This window comes from Citrobacter sp. RHB35-C21 (genome assembly GCF_013816515.1).
GTDB classification, from domain to species: domain Bacteria; phylum Pseudomonadota; class Gammaproteobacteria; order Enterobacterales; family Enterobacteriaceae; genus Citrobacter; species Citrobacter braakii.
This window is the reverse complement of record NZ_CP057147.1, coordinates 1,823,628-1,842,260: the sequence shown is the minus strand read 5'-3', so window position 1 is coordinate 1,842,260 and position 18,633 is coordinate 1,823,628. Positions and strand designations below refer to the sequence as shown.

General features: G+C 51.9%; 16 protein-coding genes. 6 read left to right on the top strand and 10 right to left on the bottom strand.

What is annotated here, in order from left to right; genetic code table 11:
* Nucleotides 1–60: 60 nt before the first annotated feature.
* Both lysP and yieE read right to left on the bottom strand, forming a co-directional pair.
* A complete protein-coding gene (gene lysP / locus HVZ39_RS08815; RefSeq protein ID WP_016153724.1) occupies nucleotides 61–1,530 on the bottom strand; it encodes a lysine-specific permease in 1,470 nt (489 codons plus the stop codon).
* A 203-nt stretch (nucleotides 1,531–1,733) separates the two neighbouring features.
* Nucleotides 1,734–2,606, bottom strand: coding sequence for a DNA-binding transcriptional regulator YeiE (gene yieE / locus HVZ39_RS08810; RefSeq protein ID WP_181633480.1), 873 nt, complete (start codon nucleotides 2,604–2,606; stop codon nucleotides 1,734–1,736).
* A gap of 244 nt (nucleotides 2,607–2,850) precedes the next feature.
* On the opposite strand from yieE, the gene HVZ39_RS08805 reads away from it, so the two are divergent.
* The 3 genes from HVZ39_RS08805 (at nucleotide 2,851) to HVZ39_RS08795 (ending at nucleotide 5,920) form a co-directional block, all read left to right on the top strand.
* Nucleotides 2,851–3,900 carry a YeiH family protein gene (locus tag HVZ39_RS08805; RefSeq protein WP_016153726.1) on the top strand — a complete coding sequence of 350 codons (1,050 nt, stop codon included), beginning with the start codon at nucleotides 2,851–2,853 and terminating at the stop codon, nucleotides 3,898–3,900.
* 71 nt (nucleotides 3,901–3,971) lie between these two features.
* On the top strand, nucleotides 3,972–4,829 hold the full coding sequence (nfo, locus tag HVZ39_RS08800) for a deoxyribonuclease IV (protein ID WP_046275457.1): 858 nt from the start codon (nucleotides 3,972–3,974) through the stop codon (nucleotides 4,827–4,829).
* Nucleotides 4,830–4,831: 2 nt separating this feature from the next.
* Nucleotides 4,832–5,920, top strand: coding sequence for a sugar kinase (locus HVZ39_RS08795; protein WP_047416236.1), 1,089 nt, complete (start codon nucleotides 4,832–4,834; stop codon nucleotides 5,918–5,920).
* A gap of 43 nt (nucleotides 5,921–5,963) precedes the next feature.
* On the opposite strand, the gene HVZ39_RS08790 is transcribed toward HVZ39_RS08795, so the two are convergent.
* The 4 genes from HVZ39_RS08790 to hypT all read right to left on the bottom strand — a co-directional run bounded on the left by HVZ39_RS08790 (nucleotide 5,964) and on the right by hypT (nucleotide 10,390).
* Nucleotides 5,964–7,214 (bottom strand): NupC/NupG family nucleoside CNT transporter, encoded by a 1,251-nt coding sequence (locus HVZ39_RS08790; protein WP_047359178.1) that lies wholly within the window; start codon nucleotides 7,212–7,214, stop codon nucleotides 5,964–5,966.
* 96 nt (nucleotides 7,215–7,310) lie between these two features.
* Nucleotides 7,311–8,246, bottom strand: coding sequence for a pseudouridine-5'-phosphate glycosidase (locus HVZ39_RS08785; protein WP_016156984.1), 936 nt, complete (start codon nucleotides 8,244–8,246; stop codon nucleotides 7,311–7,313).
* On the bottom strand, nucleotides 8,234–9,175 hold the full coding sequence (locus HVZ39_RS08780; protein WP_181221497.1) for a pseudouridine kinase: 942 nt from the start codon (nucleotides 9,173–9,175) through the stop codon (nucleotides 8,234–8,236). The genes HVZ39_RS08785 and HVZ39_RS08780 overlap by 13 nt, the downstream gene beginning before the upstream one ends.
* Before the next feature lie 303 nt (nucleotides 9,176–9,478).
* On the bottom strand, nucleotides 9,479–10,390 hold the full coding sequence (gene hypT, locus HVZ39_RS08775; protein WP_181633479.1) for a hypochlorite stress DNA-binding transcriptional regulator HypT: 912 nt from the start codon (nucleotides 10,388–10,390) through the stop codon (nucleotides 9,479–9,481).
* A 353-nt stretch (nucleotides 10,391–10,743) separates the two neighbouring features.
* On the opposite strand from hypT, the gene HVZ39_RS08770 reads away from it, so the two are divergent.
* Together HVZ39_RS08770 and HVZ39_RS08765 are read left to right on the top strand one after the other, a co-directional pair.
* Nucleotides 10,744–11,463, top strand: coding sequence for an amino acid racemase (locus HVZ39_RS08770; RefSeq protein ID WP_016153734.1), 720 nt, complete (start codon nucleotides 10,744–10,746; stop codon nucleotides 11,461–11,463).
* Nucleotides 11,464–11,539: 76 nt separating this feature from the next.
* Nucleotides 11,540–12,838 (top strand): anaerobic C4-dicarboxylate transporter, encoded by a 1,299-nt coding sequence (locus tag HVZ39_RS08765; protein ID WP_141875433.1) that lies wholly within the window; start codon nucleotides 11,540–11,542, stop codon nucleotides 12,836–12,838.
* 79 nt (nucleotides 12,839–12,917) lie between these two features.
* On the opposite strand, the gene fruA is transcribed toward HVZ39_RS08765, so the two are convergent.
* From fruA to fruB, 3 genes are read right to left on the bottom strand one after another with little or no spacing between them, the layout of a single operon-like run.
* The gene (gene fruA, locus HVZ39_RS08760; protein WP_181633478.1) at nucleotides 12,918–14,606 is read right to left on the bottom strand and encodes a PTS fructose transporter subunit IIBC; all 1,689 of its coding nucleotides are present in this window, start codon (nucleotides 14,604–14,606) and stop codon (nucleotides 12,918–12,920) included.
* Nucleotides 14,607–14,622: 16 nt separating this feature from the next.
* The gene (gene fruK / locus HVZ39_RS08755) at nucleotides 14,623–15,561 is read right to left on the bottom strand and encodes a 1-phosphofructokinase (protein WP_003834544.1); all 939 of its coding nucleotides are present in this window, start codon (nucleotides 15,559–15,561) and stop codon (nucleotides 14,623–14,625) included.
* Nucleotides 15,561–16,691 (bottom strand): fused PTS fructose transporter subunit IIA/HPr protein, encoded by a 1,131-nt coding sequence (gene fruB, locus HVZ39_RS08750; protein ID WP_016156988.1) that lies wholly within the window; start codon nucleotides 16,689–16,691, stop codon nucleotides 15,561–15,563. The genes fruK and fruB overlap by 1 nt, the downstream gene beginning before the upstream one ends.
* A gap of 368 nt (nucleotides 16,692–17,059) precedes the next feature.
* Here fruB and setB point away from each other — a divergent pair, with 368 nt between their 5' ends.
* A complete protein-coding gene (gene setB, locus HVZ39_RS08745) occupies nucleotides 17,060–18,241 on the top strand; it encodes a sugar efflux transporter SetB (RefSeq protein ID WP_181633477.1) in 1,182 nt (393 codons plus the stop codon).
* Here setB and HVZ39_RS08740 read toward each other — a convergent pair.
* On the bottom strand, nucleotides 18,238–18,492 hold the full coding sequence (locus HVZ39_RS08740) for a YkgJ family cysteine cluster protein (protein ID WP_016153739.1): 255 nt from the start codon (nucleotides 18,490–18,492) through the stop codon (nucleotides 18,238–18,240). The two genes, setB and HVZ39_RS08740, sit on opposite strands and share 4 nt — an antisense overlap.
* Nucleotides 18,493–18,633: the final 141 nt, after the last annotated feature.

Below are 18,633 nucleotides of genomic sequence, written 5' to 3'. Positions count from 1 at the left end.
GCGCAATAAAAAAACCCCGGCACTCATCATGCCGGGGTTTTTGTTATGCTTTTTATACTGTTATTTCTTCACGCGATCCGGGAATTTCATCTCGCTGTAGCGAACAAAATGAGTTCCTTTCGCCAGCTTATAGCCAAACCAGATAATCAGGAACAGCGGGATACCGATATAGGTTGCCATCACGCCGCCCCAGTCAATGCTATCTTTCAGGAACGCTTCGTAGTTCTGGCCCAGAGTGATAATCAGGCACAGCACAAAGGCGAAGATCGGACCCAGTGGGAAGAAGCCAGAACGGTACGGCAGATCCTTCACATCGTGACCCTGCAGCACATAACCGCGACGGAAACGATAGTGGCTAATCGCGATCCCCAGCCAGGCGATAAAGCCCGTCATCCCGGAGGTGTTCAGCAGCCAGAGGTACACGGTCTGGTTACCAAACATCGAGGTCAGGAAACACAGCCCCGCCACCACGGTCGTCGCATACAGCGCGTTACGCGGTACGCCGCCACGAGACAGTTTGCCGAAAATACGCGGCGCTTTACCGTCGCATGCCAGGGTGTAAAGCATACGCGTGGAGGCATACATCCCGGAGTTACCCGCTGACAGTACCGCCGTCAGGATAACCGCGTTCATTACTGCTGCGGCTGACAGCAGACCCGCATGCTGGAATACCAACGTGAACGGGCTAACGCTGATGTCTTTCACATCGTTGCGCAGCAGGCTCGGATCGGTGTACGGGATAATCAGGCTGATAATCAAAATCGCGAACACATAGAACAGCAGGATTCGCCAAAACACCTGACGCACCGCACGTGGAATGTTCTTTTCAGGATCTTCAGATTCGCCTGCCGCGATACCGATCAGCTCAGTTCCCTGGAAGGAGAAGCCGACGATCATCGCCACGCCAATCATAGCGGCAAAACCCCCGGCAAACGGTGCATCACCGGTCGTCCAGTTGCTCCAGCCCACCGGCTGAGTGCCTTTGAAGATACCGAAAATCATCATCACGCCAACCACGATGAAGATAATTACAGTGGTAACTTTGATCAGCGAGAACCAGTATTCCGCTTCACCAAATCCGCGAACGGAAATGTAGTTCAGCAGGAAGATAACGCCGAGGAACAGTGCGCTCCAGATCCAGCCCGGCGTGTCCGGGAACCACCAGCTCATCACCAGTTGTGCGGCCACCAGGTCAACGGCAATCGTTACCGCCCAGTTGTACCAGTAGTTCCAGCCCAGCGCGAAGCCAAAGCCTTCTTCTACGTAGTTTTGACCGTAAGTGGAGAACGAGCCGGAAACCGGCATATAGGCAGCCAGTTCACCGAGGCTGGTCATCAGGAAGTACACCATCAGACCGATCAGGATATAAGAGAACAACGCGCCGCCAGGACCCGCCGCAGAAATAGTTGCACCAGATGCAACGAAAAGACCTGTACCGATGGAGCCTCCAATGGCAATCATCGTCAGGTGACGCGCCTTCAGTTCACGACGTAGCGTGGGCGCTTCTGTGGTTTTAGTTTCGGAAACCATGTGAAAATGCTATCCATCCAAAAAATGAGGCGCGATTGTAGCAGACGAAATGGCATTCTTCCGGCACAAATGCGCTGTTATAAGAGACCTTCATGACTGACCGCGGATTATAAGTAAAGCAGAAAACGGGCGGCACAAGGCGGTTAAAACGTAACAGCCATTATGGATAGAGTGACCTGACGAGAGTTAGCGCGCTATTCGCCCTACTCAACCTGGTCGCTGTAATATAAAAAACGCGTAATGGCATTGGAGATATGTTTTTGCCGGTGATGAACGCGCCAGAGAGTGCGCACTAAACGCGGTAGTGGCACGGTAACTTCGCTCAGCGTCCCTGCCTGTAACTGCTCCGCAATGACCCGACGCGACAAACAGCTGATCCCGAGACCATGGCGCACCGCATGCTTAATGGCCTCGGAGTTACCCAACTCCATCGCCATCTGAAATCTTGGCAGATGAGACAACAGCAGGTAATCCACCAGTTCACGCGTCCCCGATCCTCGCTCACGCAGGATCCACGGCGAAGCAGCCAGCTGTTCAAGCGTAACGGGCCCCTTTGCGAGCGGTGACGACGGTGCGGCAAACACCACCAGTTCGTCCTCCAGCCACGGTTCAGAGATGATTTCCGTACTGTGACACGGCCCTTCAATCAGCCCGATGTCTACCCGAAAATCCAGCACCGCATTGATCACGTCCTGGCTGTTGCCCACGCTAAGTTCCAGCGGCAAATCGGGGAAGTCCTGGCGATAACGAGCGATCATGGCGGGCAGAATATAATTACCGATGGTGCTACTGGCATAGACCCGAATGGCGCCATTATCTTTGCGAAAAAGCTGTTCGATTTCGGTCGTTTGCTCAAGTAACGCCAGCGCGCGCGGATAAAGCAAGCGTCCGTGTTCGTTAACCACCAGCCGTTTGCCGACACGGTCAAACAGTTGCACGCCAAGTTGCCCTTCCAGATCGGTAAGCGCCGCACTCACCGCCGACTGCGACAATGCCAGCATGACAGATGCCTGGGTTGTTGAGCCGCTTTTTAGTACCTCAGCAAACACTTCAAGTTGTCGCAGGGTGATATGCATAGTCGTTTTCCACTGGATAGCCGTTACTTATACCCTAAATAATTCGAGTTGCAGGAAGGCGGCAAGAGAGAGCATCCCCCGGAGCGTACTTAAGTACGTGACTGGGGTGAACGAGCGCAGCCAACGCACATGCAACTTGAAGTATGACGGGTATACCACTTATATAGATTAATTATAAATATATAATCAATTTTATTTTTAAACCACTTCGCCTTACTCTTTTACCCAGATAAAGGAGAAGGATATGACAGAACTCACCTTACAGACTCATCGTCGTACAGCGTGGCATTTTATTCCGGGGCTTGCCCTGAGTGCAGTTATCACTGGGGTCGCCTTATGGGGAGGATCCATTCCCGCCGTCGCAGGTGCCGGGTTCAGCGCCCTCACCTTAGCCATCTTATTGGGGATGATTCTCGGCAACACCGTCTATCCGCACATCTGGAAAAGCTGTGACGGCGGCGTGCTGTTCGCGAAACAACATTTATTACGTCTGGGGATTATCCTCTACGGTTTCCGCCTCACCTTCGCGCAAATTGCTGACGTCGGCGTCAGCGGTATCGTGATTGATGTATTAACGCTAAGCAGCACCTTTATGATTGCCTGTTTCCTGGGGCAGAAAGTATTTGGTCTGGACCGTCACACCAGCTGGCTGATTGGCGCGGGTAGCAGCATTTGTGGTGCCGCCGCCGTGCTGGCAACCGAACCAGTGGTGAAAGCAGAAGCCAGTAAAGTGACCGTCGCTGTCGCCACCGTGGTTATCTTCGGTACTATCGCTATCTTCCTGTATCCGGCGATGTATCCGTTGCTTTCACACTGGTTTAGCCCAGAAACCTACGGCATTTACATTGGCTCCACCATGCATGAAGTTGCACAGGTTGTGGCTGCCGGGCACGCCATTAGCCCGGATGCGGAAAACGCCGCGGTTATTGCCAAAATGCTGCGCGTCATGATGCTAGCACCGTTCCTTATCCTCCTGGCCGCACGCGTTAAACAACTGTCTCCGGCCACGGGCGGTGAGAAGAGCAAAATAACCATTCCATGGTTTGCCATCCTGTTCATTGTGGTCGCAATTTTTAACTCGTTCCACCTGCTGCCACAGTCAGTAGTGAACATGCTGGTAACGCTGGACACCATTTTGCTGGCAATGGCGATGGCGGCCCTGGGGTTGACCACGCACGTTAGCGCGCTGAAAAAAGCCGGTGCCAAACCGTTACTGATGGCCCTGCTGCTGTTTGTCTGGCTGATTGTGGGTGGCGGTGCGATTAACGTCGCTATCCACGCGCTGATGGCATAAACGATCACGACTCACCTCTATTAACCCGCTATACTCTCCCTTTTTGTATTTGAGTATGGCGGGTTAAATTTATGAAATATATCGGAGCGCACGTAAGCGCCGCTGGCGGTCTGGCTAACGCCGCTATTCGAGCCGCAGAAATCGAAGCGACCGCATTCGCCCTGTTCACCAAAAATCAGCGCCAGTGGCGTGCCGCGCCGCTGACCACCGAAATCATTGATGATTTTAAATCTGCCTGCGAGAAGTATCATTATACTGCCGCCCAGATCCTGCCTCACGACAGTTACCTGATTAACCTCGGTCATCCGGTTAGCGATGCGCTGGAAAAATCACGTGATGCGTTTATAGATGAAATGCAGCGCTGTGAACTGCTGGGCTTATCCTTGCTGAACTTTCACCCGGGCAGCCATTTGATGCAGATCCCGGAAGATGAGTGTCTGGCGCGCATTGCCGAATCCATCAACATCGCCCTTGCTCAGACCCAGGGCGTTACGGCAGTTATCGAAAATACCGCCGGACAAGGCAGCAACCTTGGATTTAAGTTTGAGCACCTTGCCGCCATTATCGACGGCGTTGAAGATAAGTCCCGCGTCGGCGTCTGTATTGATACCTGCCATGCCTTCGCGGCCGGTTACGATTTGCGCTCCGTCGAGGAATGCGAAAAGACGTTTGCGGAATTTGAACGTATTGTCGGCTTCAGGTACCTACGCGGTATGCACCTGAACGACGCCAAGAGCGCATTTGGCAGTCGCGTTGACCGTCACCACAGCTTAGGTGAAGGCAATATTGGCCACGATGCCTTCCGTTGGATCATGCAGGACAATCGTTTTGACGGCATTCCGCTGGTGCTCGAAACGATTAATCCGGATATCTGGGCAGAAGAGATTGCCTGGCTGAAAGCCCAGCAAACAGAAAAAGCGGTGGCATAATCATGAACGACAGGGAAAAGCAGATCCTTAAGATCCTGCGTCGCAATCCGTTGATTCAGCAGAATGAAATCGCCGATATTTTGCAGATCAGCCGTTCACGCGTTGCTGCGCATATTATGGATTTGATGCGTAAAGGCATGATCAAAGGTAAAGGTTATATCCTTACCGAACAGGATTATTGCGTGGTTGTCGGGGCGATCAATATGGATATTCGTGGTGTTGCTGACATCCACTATCCTCAGGCTGCCTCTAACCCTGGGAGCATTCACTGCTCGGCAGGCGGCGTGGGACGCAACATCGCCCACAACCTGGCGCTGCTGGGCCGTGACGTCCACTTAATTTCCGCTGTTGGCAGTGATTTCTATGGCGAAACATTGCTGGAACAAACGCGTCAGGCCGGTGTTAACGTTTCCAGTTGCATACGCCTGCATGGACATAACACCTCAACTTACCTGTCGATCGCTAATCAGCAGGAAGAGACCGTACTGGCAATTAACGATACCCATATCCTGCAACAATTGACGCCGCAGTTACTGAACAGTTCGCGAGATTTGATCCGCCATTCCGGTGTCGTACTGGCAGATTGCAATCTGACTGCCGAAGCCATTGAGTGGGTCTTTACTATTGCTGATGATATTCCGGTATTCATTGACACCGTTTCAGAGTTCAAAGCGGCAAAAATGAAGACCTGGTTTACGCGTATTCATACGCTAAAACCAACGCAGAAAGAGCTGGCGATTTTGTGGGGTCAACCTATTCATTCAGATGCCGACCGCGTACTGGCCGTTAATAGTCTCCATCAGCAAGGGGTAAAACGAATCTTTGTTTGCCTGGAAGATGAATCCGTTTTTTGCAGCGAAAAGGACGGAGAACAGTTTTTACTGACGCCTCCTGAGCATACGGTTGTAGACAGTTTTGGCGCCGACGATGCTTTTATGGCGGGATTGCTGTACAGCTTTCTGGAAGGTAGTGAATTTCGTGAAAGCGCTCACTTTGCCATGGCCTGCGCGGCATTATCACGAGCCAGCGTCAGCATCAACAACCCAACCCTCTCAGCAGATAACGCCTTGTATTTGCTGCAAACTGCTTAAATGTAATGCCGGATGGCGCTACGCGTATCCGGCATTATTTTCGCTATGCCAGCCCGATAAAGAAACCGGCTATAGTGGCGCTCATCAGGTTTGACAGCGTTGCTGCTGCCAGCGCGCGCATGCCAAGCTGCGCGATTTCCGGGGCACGCTGTGGCGCTATCGCCGAAAATGCCCCGACGACAACGCCAATCGAACCAAAGTTAGCGAAACCGCACAGCGCAAACGAGATAATCGCAATGGTCTTCACATCCAGCGTTCCACCCGTTTGCAGATACGGCGAGAAGTTGAGATAAGCGACAAACTCATTAATCGCCAGCTTCTGTCCGATCAGGCTGCCTGCCAGCGTCGCATCGCCCCAGTCCACACCCATAATCCACGCCAGCGGGGCTAGCGCATAGCCAAAGATCCCTTCCAGAGTGGCATGACCAAAGCCAAACCACCCACCAATTCCGCCAATAATGCCGTTAATCAGCGCGATAATGGCAACAAATGCCATTACGACCGTCGCCACGCCAGCGGCAATTTTCAGCCCGGTCATCGCTCCGCTCGCCGCTGCTTCGATGATGCTTTTCGGTGGCGTTTCAGTAAATGACAGGTTCTCAAAGGTGACGCGAGATTCTTCAGTTGCCGGACTCAGCATACGCGCGAACAAAATACCGCCAGGGATTGCCATCAACGATGCCGCCAGCAAATAGTCAATCGGAACGCCCATTCCGGCGTAACCAATCATCATTGAGCCAGCAATCGAGGCCATCCCGCTACAAATAGCGGTAAACAGCTCATTGCGATTCAGGCGGTCAATAAACGGCTTCACGATCGCCGGGATCTCATTTTGCCCGAGAAAAATCGTCGTTACGGCGACAAATGACTCGATCTTACTGATGTTCAGCGCTTTCTGGAAAATACCGCCGAGGATGCGGATCAACAGCCCCATCACGCCAATGTAGTAGAGAAGACTGATCAGTGCGGTCACAAAAATGATGGCCGGTAGCACCCGAAAAGCAAAGATAAACCCGGCTCCGTCAAACAGCACATCCATTTTTGGCCCTACCAGGGAGCCAAAGATAAATGCGCTTCCCGCGTCACTGTATGACATCACCTTGTGGACACCGAGCGCAGCCTGTTCAACCAGCCATTTTCCCGGCGGGAAATACAGCATAATGCCGCCGATTGCGATTTGCAGTACCAGTGCAGCCCCGACCGTGCGCAGACTTATACGTTTTTTATTTACTGACAGCAGAAACGCGATGGCCAGTAATACCACCATACCCACAACACTTCTCATTATATCCATAATGAAATTCCCTTCATGCCAGGAAACCCGGCGTTATCGCCAGGTTTTGGTAGGTTTGATATTCGCGGGCGACCGCATTCTGCCCGGGAAATTCTGTCAGACGAGGCGCTGATACTCCTTCGCAATTTCACAGGCCAGTACCGCATTGTTGAACACCAGCTGAATATTTGATTTCAGGCTGTCACCACCGGTCAGCTCTGCAACCCGCGCTAACAGGAACGGCGTACTCTCTTTGCCCACAACGCCCTGATCTTCCGCTTCTTTTACCGCCCGATCGATTGCCGCATTAATTTTCTCTTCAGCCATCGCAAACTGCTCTGGGATGGGGTTCGCAACAACCAGACCGCCGTCGAGACCCGTTTGCCATTTCACCGCCATGGCACGGGCAATCTCTTGCGCACTGTCCAGACGGATACTGACCTCAAACGGACTGGTACGGCAGAAAAATGCTGGCAACGCGTTGGTTTGATAACCAATTAACGGCACACCAAAGGTTTCTAAATATTCAGTAGTTAAGCCGAGATCAAGAATAGATTTCGCCCCGGCACAAATTACCGTGACATTGGTATGAGCCAGTTCTTGCAGATCCGCGGAAATATCAAAGGTATGTTCAGCACCACGATGAACCCCACCTATTCCCCCTGTCGCAAATACTTTAATTCCCGCCAGGGCGGCAATAATCATGGTTGAGGCAACAGTCGTTGCACCATTTTTTCCTGCCGCGACCACAAACGGCAAATCACGACGACTTACTTTCGTAACGCTATGACCTTCTCGCCCAAGCAGCTCAATTTCATCTTTGCTTAAACCAACTTTCATTATTCCGCCAATAATGGCAATGGTCGCAGGAACCGCACCGTGTTTACGAATAGTTTCTTCTACTTCAATCGCTGTCTGGGCATTCTGCGGAAATGGCATACCATGAGAAATAATGGTTGATTCAAGTGCAACAATCGGCTTCTTACTGTTTAATGCTTCCTGTACTTCTGGAGATATTTGTAATAATTCAGAGGAAAGAGTTAATTCAGACATTCTGTGTTCTCCACTAATGAGCTTACATTCGCAACAGACAAATCAGGGTTATTGGTATATTCACAGGCTAACGCCATTGATGAACAACCCTGCGCAAATCGAACCGAATCAATAAAGGGCATGCCGTCTACCCAGCAGGACGCCAGTCCAGCCATCATTGCATCGCCAGCCCCGGTAACATTAATGACGTGAGTTTTAATCGGCAGCGACCAACCACGACTCCCCGCAATATCACTGTAATAAACACCGTCGCCGCCCATGCTGAGCACCAGCCTATTTAAGCCGCGATCATGAAACCAGGCGGCGACTTTACCCACGTCATCACGCCCGGAAAGCGCAATACCGCTTAGCGTTTCGGCTTCAAGCCGGTTGGGTTTAAGAGTGTGAATTTGTGCAAGCCGCTCGCGAATTTTGACGCATTTCCATGCCGATACCGGGTCAACAAACACCGGAACCTCTCCGGCATTTTCCAGCACCCATGCCAGGGCATCTTCGCTGATATTGCAATCGGCGACGATGACTTTCGCCTGCCGAATAAAATCATGATGCTGTGATAAAAAATCTGCTGAAATATGTTCGGTAATGCTCATATCATTAATGGCAACCAACATTTCACCGGTGTTATCAAGCAATGATAAATAACTGGACGTATTCTCTCCGGGAACGATAAGACACTTATCAACATGAACTCCGGATTGATTGGTTTGCGCCAATAACGATTGTCCATAAAAATCATTACCAACCGCCGTCAGTAACCATGAATTTTTCCCCAGCAGCGCGAGATTATGTGCAATGTTACGTCCAACTCCGCCGGGGGTGAATTTTATCTTTCCTGGATTCGAATCCGCATAATTTAGAGAAGCATGCGAATACCCAGCAACATCCATATTGGCCGAGCCAATAGTTACTATGTATTCCTTTTCACGCATAGCACGTCCCTTGGCAATTAACTTGCCACAAATGAGTTCGTTAAAAATAACCAACGCCACACATCAGGTTATTAGAGCACATGTTCACTATCAAACATGTGTTCATAGTAAGCGTGTTTTTGACAAAGTAAATCCATATTCAAGATCTAAACTCAATAGATATGAACAGAATCACAATTTTTTATAGATACAGTCTGTAAAGGAAAGAGAAAATGAGAGGTAGTACACAATTCAAGCAGTCTAAAGAGTTTAACTCCGGCATAACCGGAGATTTTTCAGATGCGCCAGACGATCCGGTTCGTATCAACTGAGCGAAACAAGGTCCTCTGGCATATGGTTGTACAAAATCCGCCAGAAGTGCTCAGCCGTTTTATTCAACCGGGTATCCATTCGGTAAATATAAGCCTGAATAGGCACCATCAGTTCCGGCGTCTGCAGACAAACCAGCCGCTTTTCGCGCAGTTCGTTTACGATTGTCCACGCCGGCAGCCAGGCGATACCATGCCCATCCAATGCCATATTTTTTAATAACTCACTCATCGAAGACATAAACAGCGTTCGGGCTGAAATGCCGCCTACTTCCGCCAGATGACGGTTTACCAATCTTCCCATGTAGGATGTGCTGGTATAGTTCAGAATCGGCGCCTGCGACTTGTAGATATCAAACAACGCCTTACCCTGCGCATCAACTGCACACACGGGGTACAGTTCAGACTCAAAAACCTTCAAGCCGCAGAAAGGTGACTGCATTAAATCTTCATCCCGAAAGGAGATAATAAAATCGCTTTTCCCCTCGCGCAGAGTATTCACCGCCTGAACAACATCAATAGCTTCAACGTGATAGACAAACTCCTCACCCCAGGCCGCCATTGAGTGCACCAATCTGGGCAACATCGTCAGCGACAGAGAATGTGCCGCCGCTATTTTGATATTGGGTACACCCAGTAAATTGTGGCCGCTTAGCTCATCCAGATTACATTCCAGCTGTTGCAACAAACTACGGGTTTGCGAATGAAATAGCTTGCCCTCCTCCGTGAGTTGCAGTGGGCTCGTTGTGCGATCAAAAAGCAGCACACCCACGGCTGATTCGAGCGCCTTGATCCGCCGACTAAATGCCGGTTGGGATATGTTGCGCTCCTCAGCCGCCTGGGAAAAATGACGGCATGCCTCCAACGTCAGAAAGTCATATAACCATTTTGTCTCAATATTTTTCATGCTTATCACGCGGATATTTAAATATGCCTATTAGCCTTAAAGCATCATGCCTGAATAGTTCCGGAGATGACATTCATCATTAGCGCCTGGTGATTCGTTTTTTGCATCAAGGCTTCATTTTTAACATTAACATACTTCTCTCCCTATCGGTTACGACCGCTTGCCCGCCGCGTAACGCGTAGCCTCTGGCCGAATACCGGCCTGCTGAGGTTACACAATAAACCACAGTCATGCGGTTTTTGCATTGAACCATACATTATTGCATTTCTCCTCACGTCTCACTGCTGTTAAACATTATCAGCAGACACAACCCGGCTCTGAATATTAATTATCGGTGAATTGAGGTATATATCGTGAAAGGTTTAATTGGCGTGCTTGGTGGTATGGGACCTGCTGCAACGGTCGATCTGTTTAATAAATTCGTCACTTTTACCGCTGCGCAACGTGACCAGGAACATATCCCCTTAATTATTTCATCTATTCCTGACATTCCAGACCGAACCGACGCGTTAATGCATCATGGTCATTCCCCACTTCCGGCAATGCGCGATTATATGCATAAACTCGAAGATGCTGGCGCCGAGTGTATTGTGATCCCCTGTAACACCGCCCACTTTTGGTTTAATGAATTAAAAGCGTGCTGCCATACAGAGCTGCTCAGTATCGTTGAAACGACCATCAATGAGGTTAAAAACTGCGGGAAATCGCAAATCGGATTACTCGCCACCAACGCCACTTTATACATGGGCCTCTATCAAAAAGGCATAGAATCTCTTGGGTTAACCTGCATCAGCCCTGACTCATCCAGTCAGGAAAAAGTGATGGAAAGCATCTATTGCTTAAAAGCTGGTGATGCTAAGCGGGCGCAAACGCTGATGAATGAACAGGCTGAAGCACTCTTCTCACGCGGGGCACAAGTCATCGTGCTCGGATGTACTGAAGTTCCTGTCATTCTTGCCGAAGCAGTCAACAAGTCACCTGAGAAATATATTGATTCAACCGGTTCGTTGGTTCGTGCCGGTATTAAATGGTACGAGAAACGCGTGGGTAAAAATCACCTTTTGGCACAATGAATGTCCATACCTGTTTAATTGTTGCATTAAATAAAAATCCATTTTAATTACAAATTACTCTCTGGCGGAGGCCATTATGATTTGGCTAGAAATTATCGTAGTGTTGGGCGCAATATTTTTCGGTATCCGCCTTGGCGGAATTGGTATTGGTTTATGCGGCGGGCTGGGGCTGGCTATTTTAACGCTGGGATTTGGGCTGCAAATTGGTTCGCCACCCGTTGACGTTATTCTCATTATTATGACGGTGGTGGTGGCGGCATCGGCGCTACAGGCCGCCGGAGGCATGGATTATCTGGTTCGCATTGCCGGTAATTTTATGCGCCGTAACCCTAAATATATCAATATTATTGCGCCGATTATCACCTGGTCGATGACGATTATGGCGGGAACAGGGTTCATCGTCTTTTCTACTCTGCCGGTGATTGCCGAAGTTGCCAAAGAGTCAGGTATTCGCCCTTCTCGTACGCTCGCAGGCTCCGTAGTCGCTTCTCAGGTGGCGATATCCGGTTCACCGATCAGTGCCGCAATGGCCGCTATGCTGACTATTATGGAAGGCAACGGTATCAGCTTTATTCAGGTTATGGCGGTATGTCTGCCTGCCTCATTTGTCGCCGCGATGGTCGCCGCTTTTATCGCCTCACGTCAGGGATGTGAGCTACAGGATGATGAAGTCTATCTGGAACGCCTGCAAAAAGGACTGGTGCGTAAATATGCAGGGCAAAACAGCACAACGCCAGGTGCCAGACTGTCAGTCGCCCTGTTTATGCTGGCAACGGTGGTCATCGTTATTCTTGCCGCATGCCCTCAATTGCGCCCTGGATTCGATGCAGGCAACCCAATGAATACCCGGGATATTATCATTATCTGCATGCTAGCTGCCGCGTGTCTGATGGTGGTGCTATGCAAAACATCAACAGACGCGATTGTCCTGACATCCACGTTTCGGGCGGGTATGAGTTCGTTGGCAGTAATTCTGGGGATTGTTACGCTGGGCACAACTTTCATTGATGCCCACTTAACGGAGATAAAGGATATCGCGGGCGATATTCTACGGGCTTATCCGATGCTGTTGGCGCTGGTGCTGTTTGGTACCTGCGCGCTTCTCTATTCGCAGGGAGCCACCACGCCGCTGATTATCCCTCTTGCCGTCGCGCTCGGCGTACCCACATGGGCCATTCTGGCTTCCTATGTCGCAGTGACCGGCGTGTTTGTTCTGCCAACTTATCCGACTTCGCTGGCGGCAATGGAGTTCGACACCACCGGGACAACGCGCGTGGGTAAGTATGTCTTAAACCATCCGTTTATGTTGCCAGGGCTTGGCGGGATCATTGCTGGCGTTGCCTTTGGTTTTATCATCGCACCAATGATTGCCTGAACCGGTTTAACACAGCCAGGCAGATTTAATGGATAAAAAAAGGGGCAGAGAAATCTCTGCCCCGGATGTCAGCGTTAAATCAGGCCGCCTTTGCCACAACCTCTGCTTCCGGGCGTTTCAGCACCGCGTAGGAGAGACCAGCTACCAGCGTACCGGCAATAATGGCCAGCAGGTATCCAACCACCGGAGTGATTGCGCCAGGGATTAACAGCACGAACAGACCGCCGTGCGGCGCCATCAGCTTAGCCCCCACCGCCATCGAGATAGCCCCGGTAATCGCGCCGCCAACGATACAGCAAGGCAGAACGCGCATCGGGTCACGGGCAGCAAATGGGATAGCCCCTTCGGTAATAAAGCACAGGCCCAGTACCAGCGCAGCTTTACCACCTTCCTGCTGCGCTTTGTCGAACTTACGACGCGCCACCAGCGTTGCCAGGCCCAGGGCCAGCGGAGGCACCATACCCGCCGCCATAATCGCCGCCATCGGCGCATAGGTTTGCGTACTAAGCAGCCCCACACCGAAAGCATACGCCGCTTTGTTAACCGGACCGCCCATATCGGTACACATCATGCCGCCAAGAATCGCTCCAAGCAGCACCGCGTTCGCGGTTCCCATGGTTTGCAGCCAGTGGGTCAGACCTTCCAGAATGCCCGCCACTGGTTTACCGATCAGGTAGATCATGGCCAGACCAACCACCAGGCTTGAGAGCAGCGGAATGATCAGGATCGGTTTCAGCGCTTCCATACTCTGCGGGAGTTTCAGTTTCGTGCTGATGAGCTTCGCCACATAACCGGCAAGGAAACCGGCAATAATCCCGCCAATAAAGCCGGAACCGGTGCTCACCGCCAGCATACCGCCGATAAGACCAGGCGTCAGACCCGGACGGTCAGCGATGGAAAACGCGATGTAGCCCGCCAGAACCGGCACCATCAGCGCGAAAGCTGAACCACCGCCAATCTGCATCAGCGCCGCCGCCAGCGTACCCTGCTCCTTGAACGCTTCGATACCAAAAGCGAATGAGAGTGCAATACACAGACCGCCAGCAACCACCATCGGCAGCATGTAGGATACGCCCGTCAGCAGGTGACGATACGCGCCAGCGCTCTCTTTCTTACCTTCAGTGGTTGCAGACTGCGCTTTGCCGGCAGGCTGGTACGGCGTTGCTTCTTCCAGCGCTTTATCCAGCTCCTGCTTCGTTTTCTTCAGCGCAAGGCCAGTAGAAGTACGGTACATTGGTTTTCCGGCAAACTTCGCCAGATCAACTTCAATGTCAGCCGCCACAATCACCAGATCCGCCTGAGCCACCTCTTCCGGCGTAATGGCATTGCCTGCGCCAACAGAACCACGGGTTTCAACCTTCACCCACCAGCCACGTTTTTTCGCTTCCGTTTCAATAGCTTCAGCGGCCATAAATGTATGGGCAACGCCAGTTGGACAAGCCGTCACCGCCACCACGCGTTTTGGACCACTACTGGCCACGGACGCTGCCGCAACCGGAGCGCTATAAGGTTTTGCGTGGCCTTTCGCTTCACTGAGGAAAAGTTCAGGATGCGCAACCGCACGACCAATATCGCCCAGCCAGACTTTTTTGCCGTTCAGCGAACTGTCGGCAGGAAGCGTGTCGCCCAGAACAATTGCCAGTTCGGCATCATTAGGATTATCAATAATTTCCAGATGTGCTTTCTGCGCCGCCGCTCCAAGCAGGGTTTTCGCCATATAAGCGCGAGCCTGGCCGAGATTAGCGTCAATAATCAGCAGCGTTTTCATTATGCCTCTCCTGCTGTCAGTTAAACGGTTTTAAGTCGACACGCGCCATCATTGCGGCCAACTGAGGACGATCGGTAATGCCCACATTGCTTTGGCTTACCGCCAGGGCGGCAACAGCGGTTGCCAGACGCAGGGTGTGTTCACTGGATTCACGCATCAGCAGGCCGTAAATCAGGCCGCCAACCATTGAATCACCCGCGCCTACGGTGCTTACCACCTCGACTGACGGCGGTTTAGCAATCCACTCACCCGAAGCGTTAACCCACAGCGCACCTTCCGCGCCAAGTGAAATCACCACGTGAGCAATACCCTGCTCGCGCAACGCATGTGCAGCTTCAATCACATCTTTCATTTCTGGCAGCTTACGGCCTGCCCAGATTTCCAGTTCACGACGGTTTGGTTTCACCAGCCATGGTGCCGCTTTCAGACCGGCGACCAGTGCTTCACGACTACTATCAAAGATAATGCAAGGACACTGACTGCGCAGGCGCGTCATCCAGTCGGTGAATGCTTCCGGGCTAACGCCGGTCGGCAAACTGCCGCTGACGCACACCATGTCGAACTGGCCCAGCCAGCTCAGCGAGTCATTCACAAAGCGTTCCCAGTCAGCCGGGGTGACTTCAAAGCCGGAGAAATTGAAATCGGACACTTCGCCGTCTTTTTCGGTCAGCTTGACGTTGATACGCGTACGCCCCTGTACAACCTGAAAACGGTTGGCGATACCCAGCTCGCTGAACAACTGCTGAAAACCATCCTGGTTGTCTTTACCGAGGAAACCGCCCACCGTTACATCGATACCTAAATCTTTCAAAACCTTAGCGACGTTAATCCCTTTCCCTGCCGCGTGCAGACCGGTCGTTTTAACCAGGTTCACTTCACCGCGTTCAATTTCCGGGCAGAAACCCACCAGATCGTAGGCTGGGTTAAGGGTGATAGTAGCAACACGTCTGCTCATTACGCGCCCTCCCCAAGACCCGCCGCGATGGCTTCGCCAATCGCTTTCAGCGCCTGTTCAGCATCTTCACCCTGGGCGGTAAAGCGCAGGTGATGTCCTTTCTTCACGCCTAATGCCACAACTTTCATCAGACTGCGTCCATTCGCCGGCTTGCCGGTTCCATCAAGATTTGTCACGGTAATTTCACTGTTAAATTGTTTAATCGTATTCACCAGCATGGTGCCCGGGCGGGCGTGTAAACCATGCTCATTGCGCACAATAAATTCGGCGCTCAGTACATCATCAGTTAAGGCATCATCGCTGGTCAGCAGCGCCAGCACCGTTGCCGCATCGGCTTTCAACAAACGGTCAGCTTTATTATTCAGCAGCAGATCGCCAAGGCGCTTCAGCACCGCAACCGGTTGTTCGTCATTCATGGCGACGGTCACCAGCAGGGCTGCCGCTTCACCTTGTACATCGAACGCTGTTGCTGCGCGGCTGACCGCAACGGCGCTGCGCACATTGCCTTCAGCACAGTCATTCAGCCAGATCCCCTGACCGAGATTCATCGGTTGCTCATTAATGGCTCTGGCCACAAAGGTGGCGTCAACCGCGCCGACCTCTTTCAGCCGTGCGGCGTTGAGAGCCTGCAGCGTGACCAGCGAGTTGGCAACGACGTCCAGCGACAGCGTTTCGTTATCAAGCTTCAGCTGTTCGCTTTGCTTTTCCCCCATCAGCAACGCGCGCAACTCTTCCGCCGTAGTCGCAGATTTCAGCTGTTCAGCGACGGAGTCATCGCTCAGCACATGCGTCAGCTGACGCAGTAAACCGAGGTGCTCATCAGAGCTGGCGGCGATGCCGATTGCCACATAAGCAACCTGCCCTTCACCCCAGATCACGCCCTGCGGAAACTGAAACACCTGCACGCCGGTTTTCAGCACCCGATCGCGCGTGTCCGTCGTACCGTGAGGAATAGCAATACCGTTGCCGAGGAACGTGGACGTCTGTTGTTCACGCGCCAGCATGCCATCGACGTAGCCTTCCGCTACGTTACCTGCCAGCACTAAGGCAGCGGCAACCTGGCGAATAGCCTCTTCTTTATTCCCGGCCTGTTCGCCCGGGTGAATATCCTGAACAGATAACTGGAACATGGTTCTCCTCTCCCGCTGATTTGAAACGATTCAGCTAACATGAGAAAAAAGGCGTCACCTGACTCCATCAGTTATGGCGAGATGACGCTGAAACGTTTCAAGAAGTCTTGCTCTTTTTTCTTCAGCACACAAGTAAAGTTGACAAATTACTTGCTGAATTTAGAGATAACGCACATTTTTTCCACGGAGGAGAAAAAATTGCTGACGCAAAAACGGCGTCAGCCTGTCAGATTCAGCAGCGTCAGCAAACTGCTTTCTCTGACTGAAATGCTATTTTGATTTTTGATGCCGATTTTGATTTGGCTCCCTGTTTATTTTCTGACAAGCAGCGTAAACTCCGCGTCTCTTCACATTATTGATATCAAAACATGCACAACACCCCCGTAGCCGCCACACCCAAGGCGTTTGATTTAACGTCTTCGGCGTTCCTGCTTGTCGCATTTCTGACGGGTATCGCCGGTGCGTTGCAGACGCCAACGCTCAGCCTTTTTCTGACGGATGAAGTCCATGCCCGTCCCGGCATGGTCGGGTTCTTTTTTACCGGTAGCGCCGTAATCGGCATTTTGGTGAGTCAGTTTCTGGCCGGACGTTCAGATAAAAAAGGCGATCGCAAAAACCTGATTGTGTTTTGCTGCGTGCTGGGGATGCTGGCCTGCGTGCTGTTCGCCTGGAACCGTAACTATTTTATTCTGCTGTTTGTCGGGGTATTCCTCAGCAGCTTCGGTTCGACCGCCAACCCGCAAATGTTTGCTCTCGCCCGCGAGCACGCCGACCGTACGGGTCGGGAAGCCGTCATGTTCAGTTCAATATTACGTGCGCAGGTTTCGCTGGCCTGGGTGATTGGCCCGCCGCTGGCCTACGCGCTGGCCATGGGGTTTAGCTTTACGGTGATGTACCTCAGCGCGGCGGTGGCGTTTGTTGTCTGCGGCGTAATGGTCTGGCTGTTCTTACCCTCGATGAGTAAAAGCGTGCCTCTCGCGACAGGCGCGGTAGAAGCCCCGCGCCGCAATCGACGCGACACGCTGCTACTGTTTGTTATCTGCACGTTAATGTGGGGGACTAACAGTCTCTATATCATTAATATGCCGTTGTTTATTATCAACGAACTGCATCTGCCGGAAAAGCTGGCGGGCATCATGATGGGAACTGCCGCGGGGTTGGAAATCCCAACCATGTTGATTGCCGGATACTTCGCGAAGCGTCTGGGCAAACGCCTGTTGATGAGAATCGCCGTTGTCGCCGGATTTTTCTTTTATGCCGGCATGCTGTTGGCCCACTCTCCGGCGATATTGCTTGGCTTACAACTGCTGAACGCGATTTATATCGGCATCCTCGGCGGGATTGGCATGCTTTATTTCCAGGATCTGATGCCGGGACAAGCGGGTTCCGCCACGACTCTCTATACAAATACCATTCGCGTGGGCTGGATTATTGCCGGATCGTTGGCGGGTCTTGCCGCTGAAATCTGGAACTATCACGCGGTATTCTGGTTTGCGTTGGTGATGATCGTCGCCACCGTCGCGTGTCTGACGCGCATCAAAGACGTTTAAGGTGCGGTCAGCGCCTCGAGCTCTATGAGATAGACCATGGCCTGGTGCGTCGTCTGTCCGCACATTTCCGCACTGGGCTGTAAACCGGCGCACACTTTTGGCCGCAGAGGCGAAGCAAAAATTTTACAGCGCAGGGATTCATCCAGTTGAACGCATGGTGTGTTAGCGGGCTTGCCATCAGGCATGCCGGGGATGGGACTGGAAATTGAAGGCGCGGTGCAACATGCACCACAATCCGGACGGCATTCCATACAGTACTCTCTTTATCGTAAACCATCGGATTGTGCAGGAAGCGCACAGTAACACCTTTTGGGCACCAGCAAAAGCATCAATTCCGCTTGCCTGAATGCCCCGGCGCGAGTAGTTTTACGCGATATTTTAGACACTCCTCA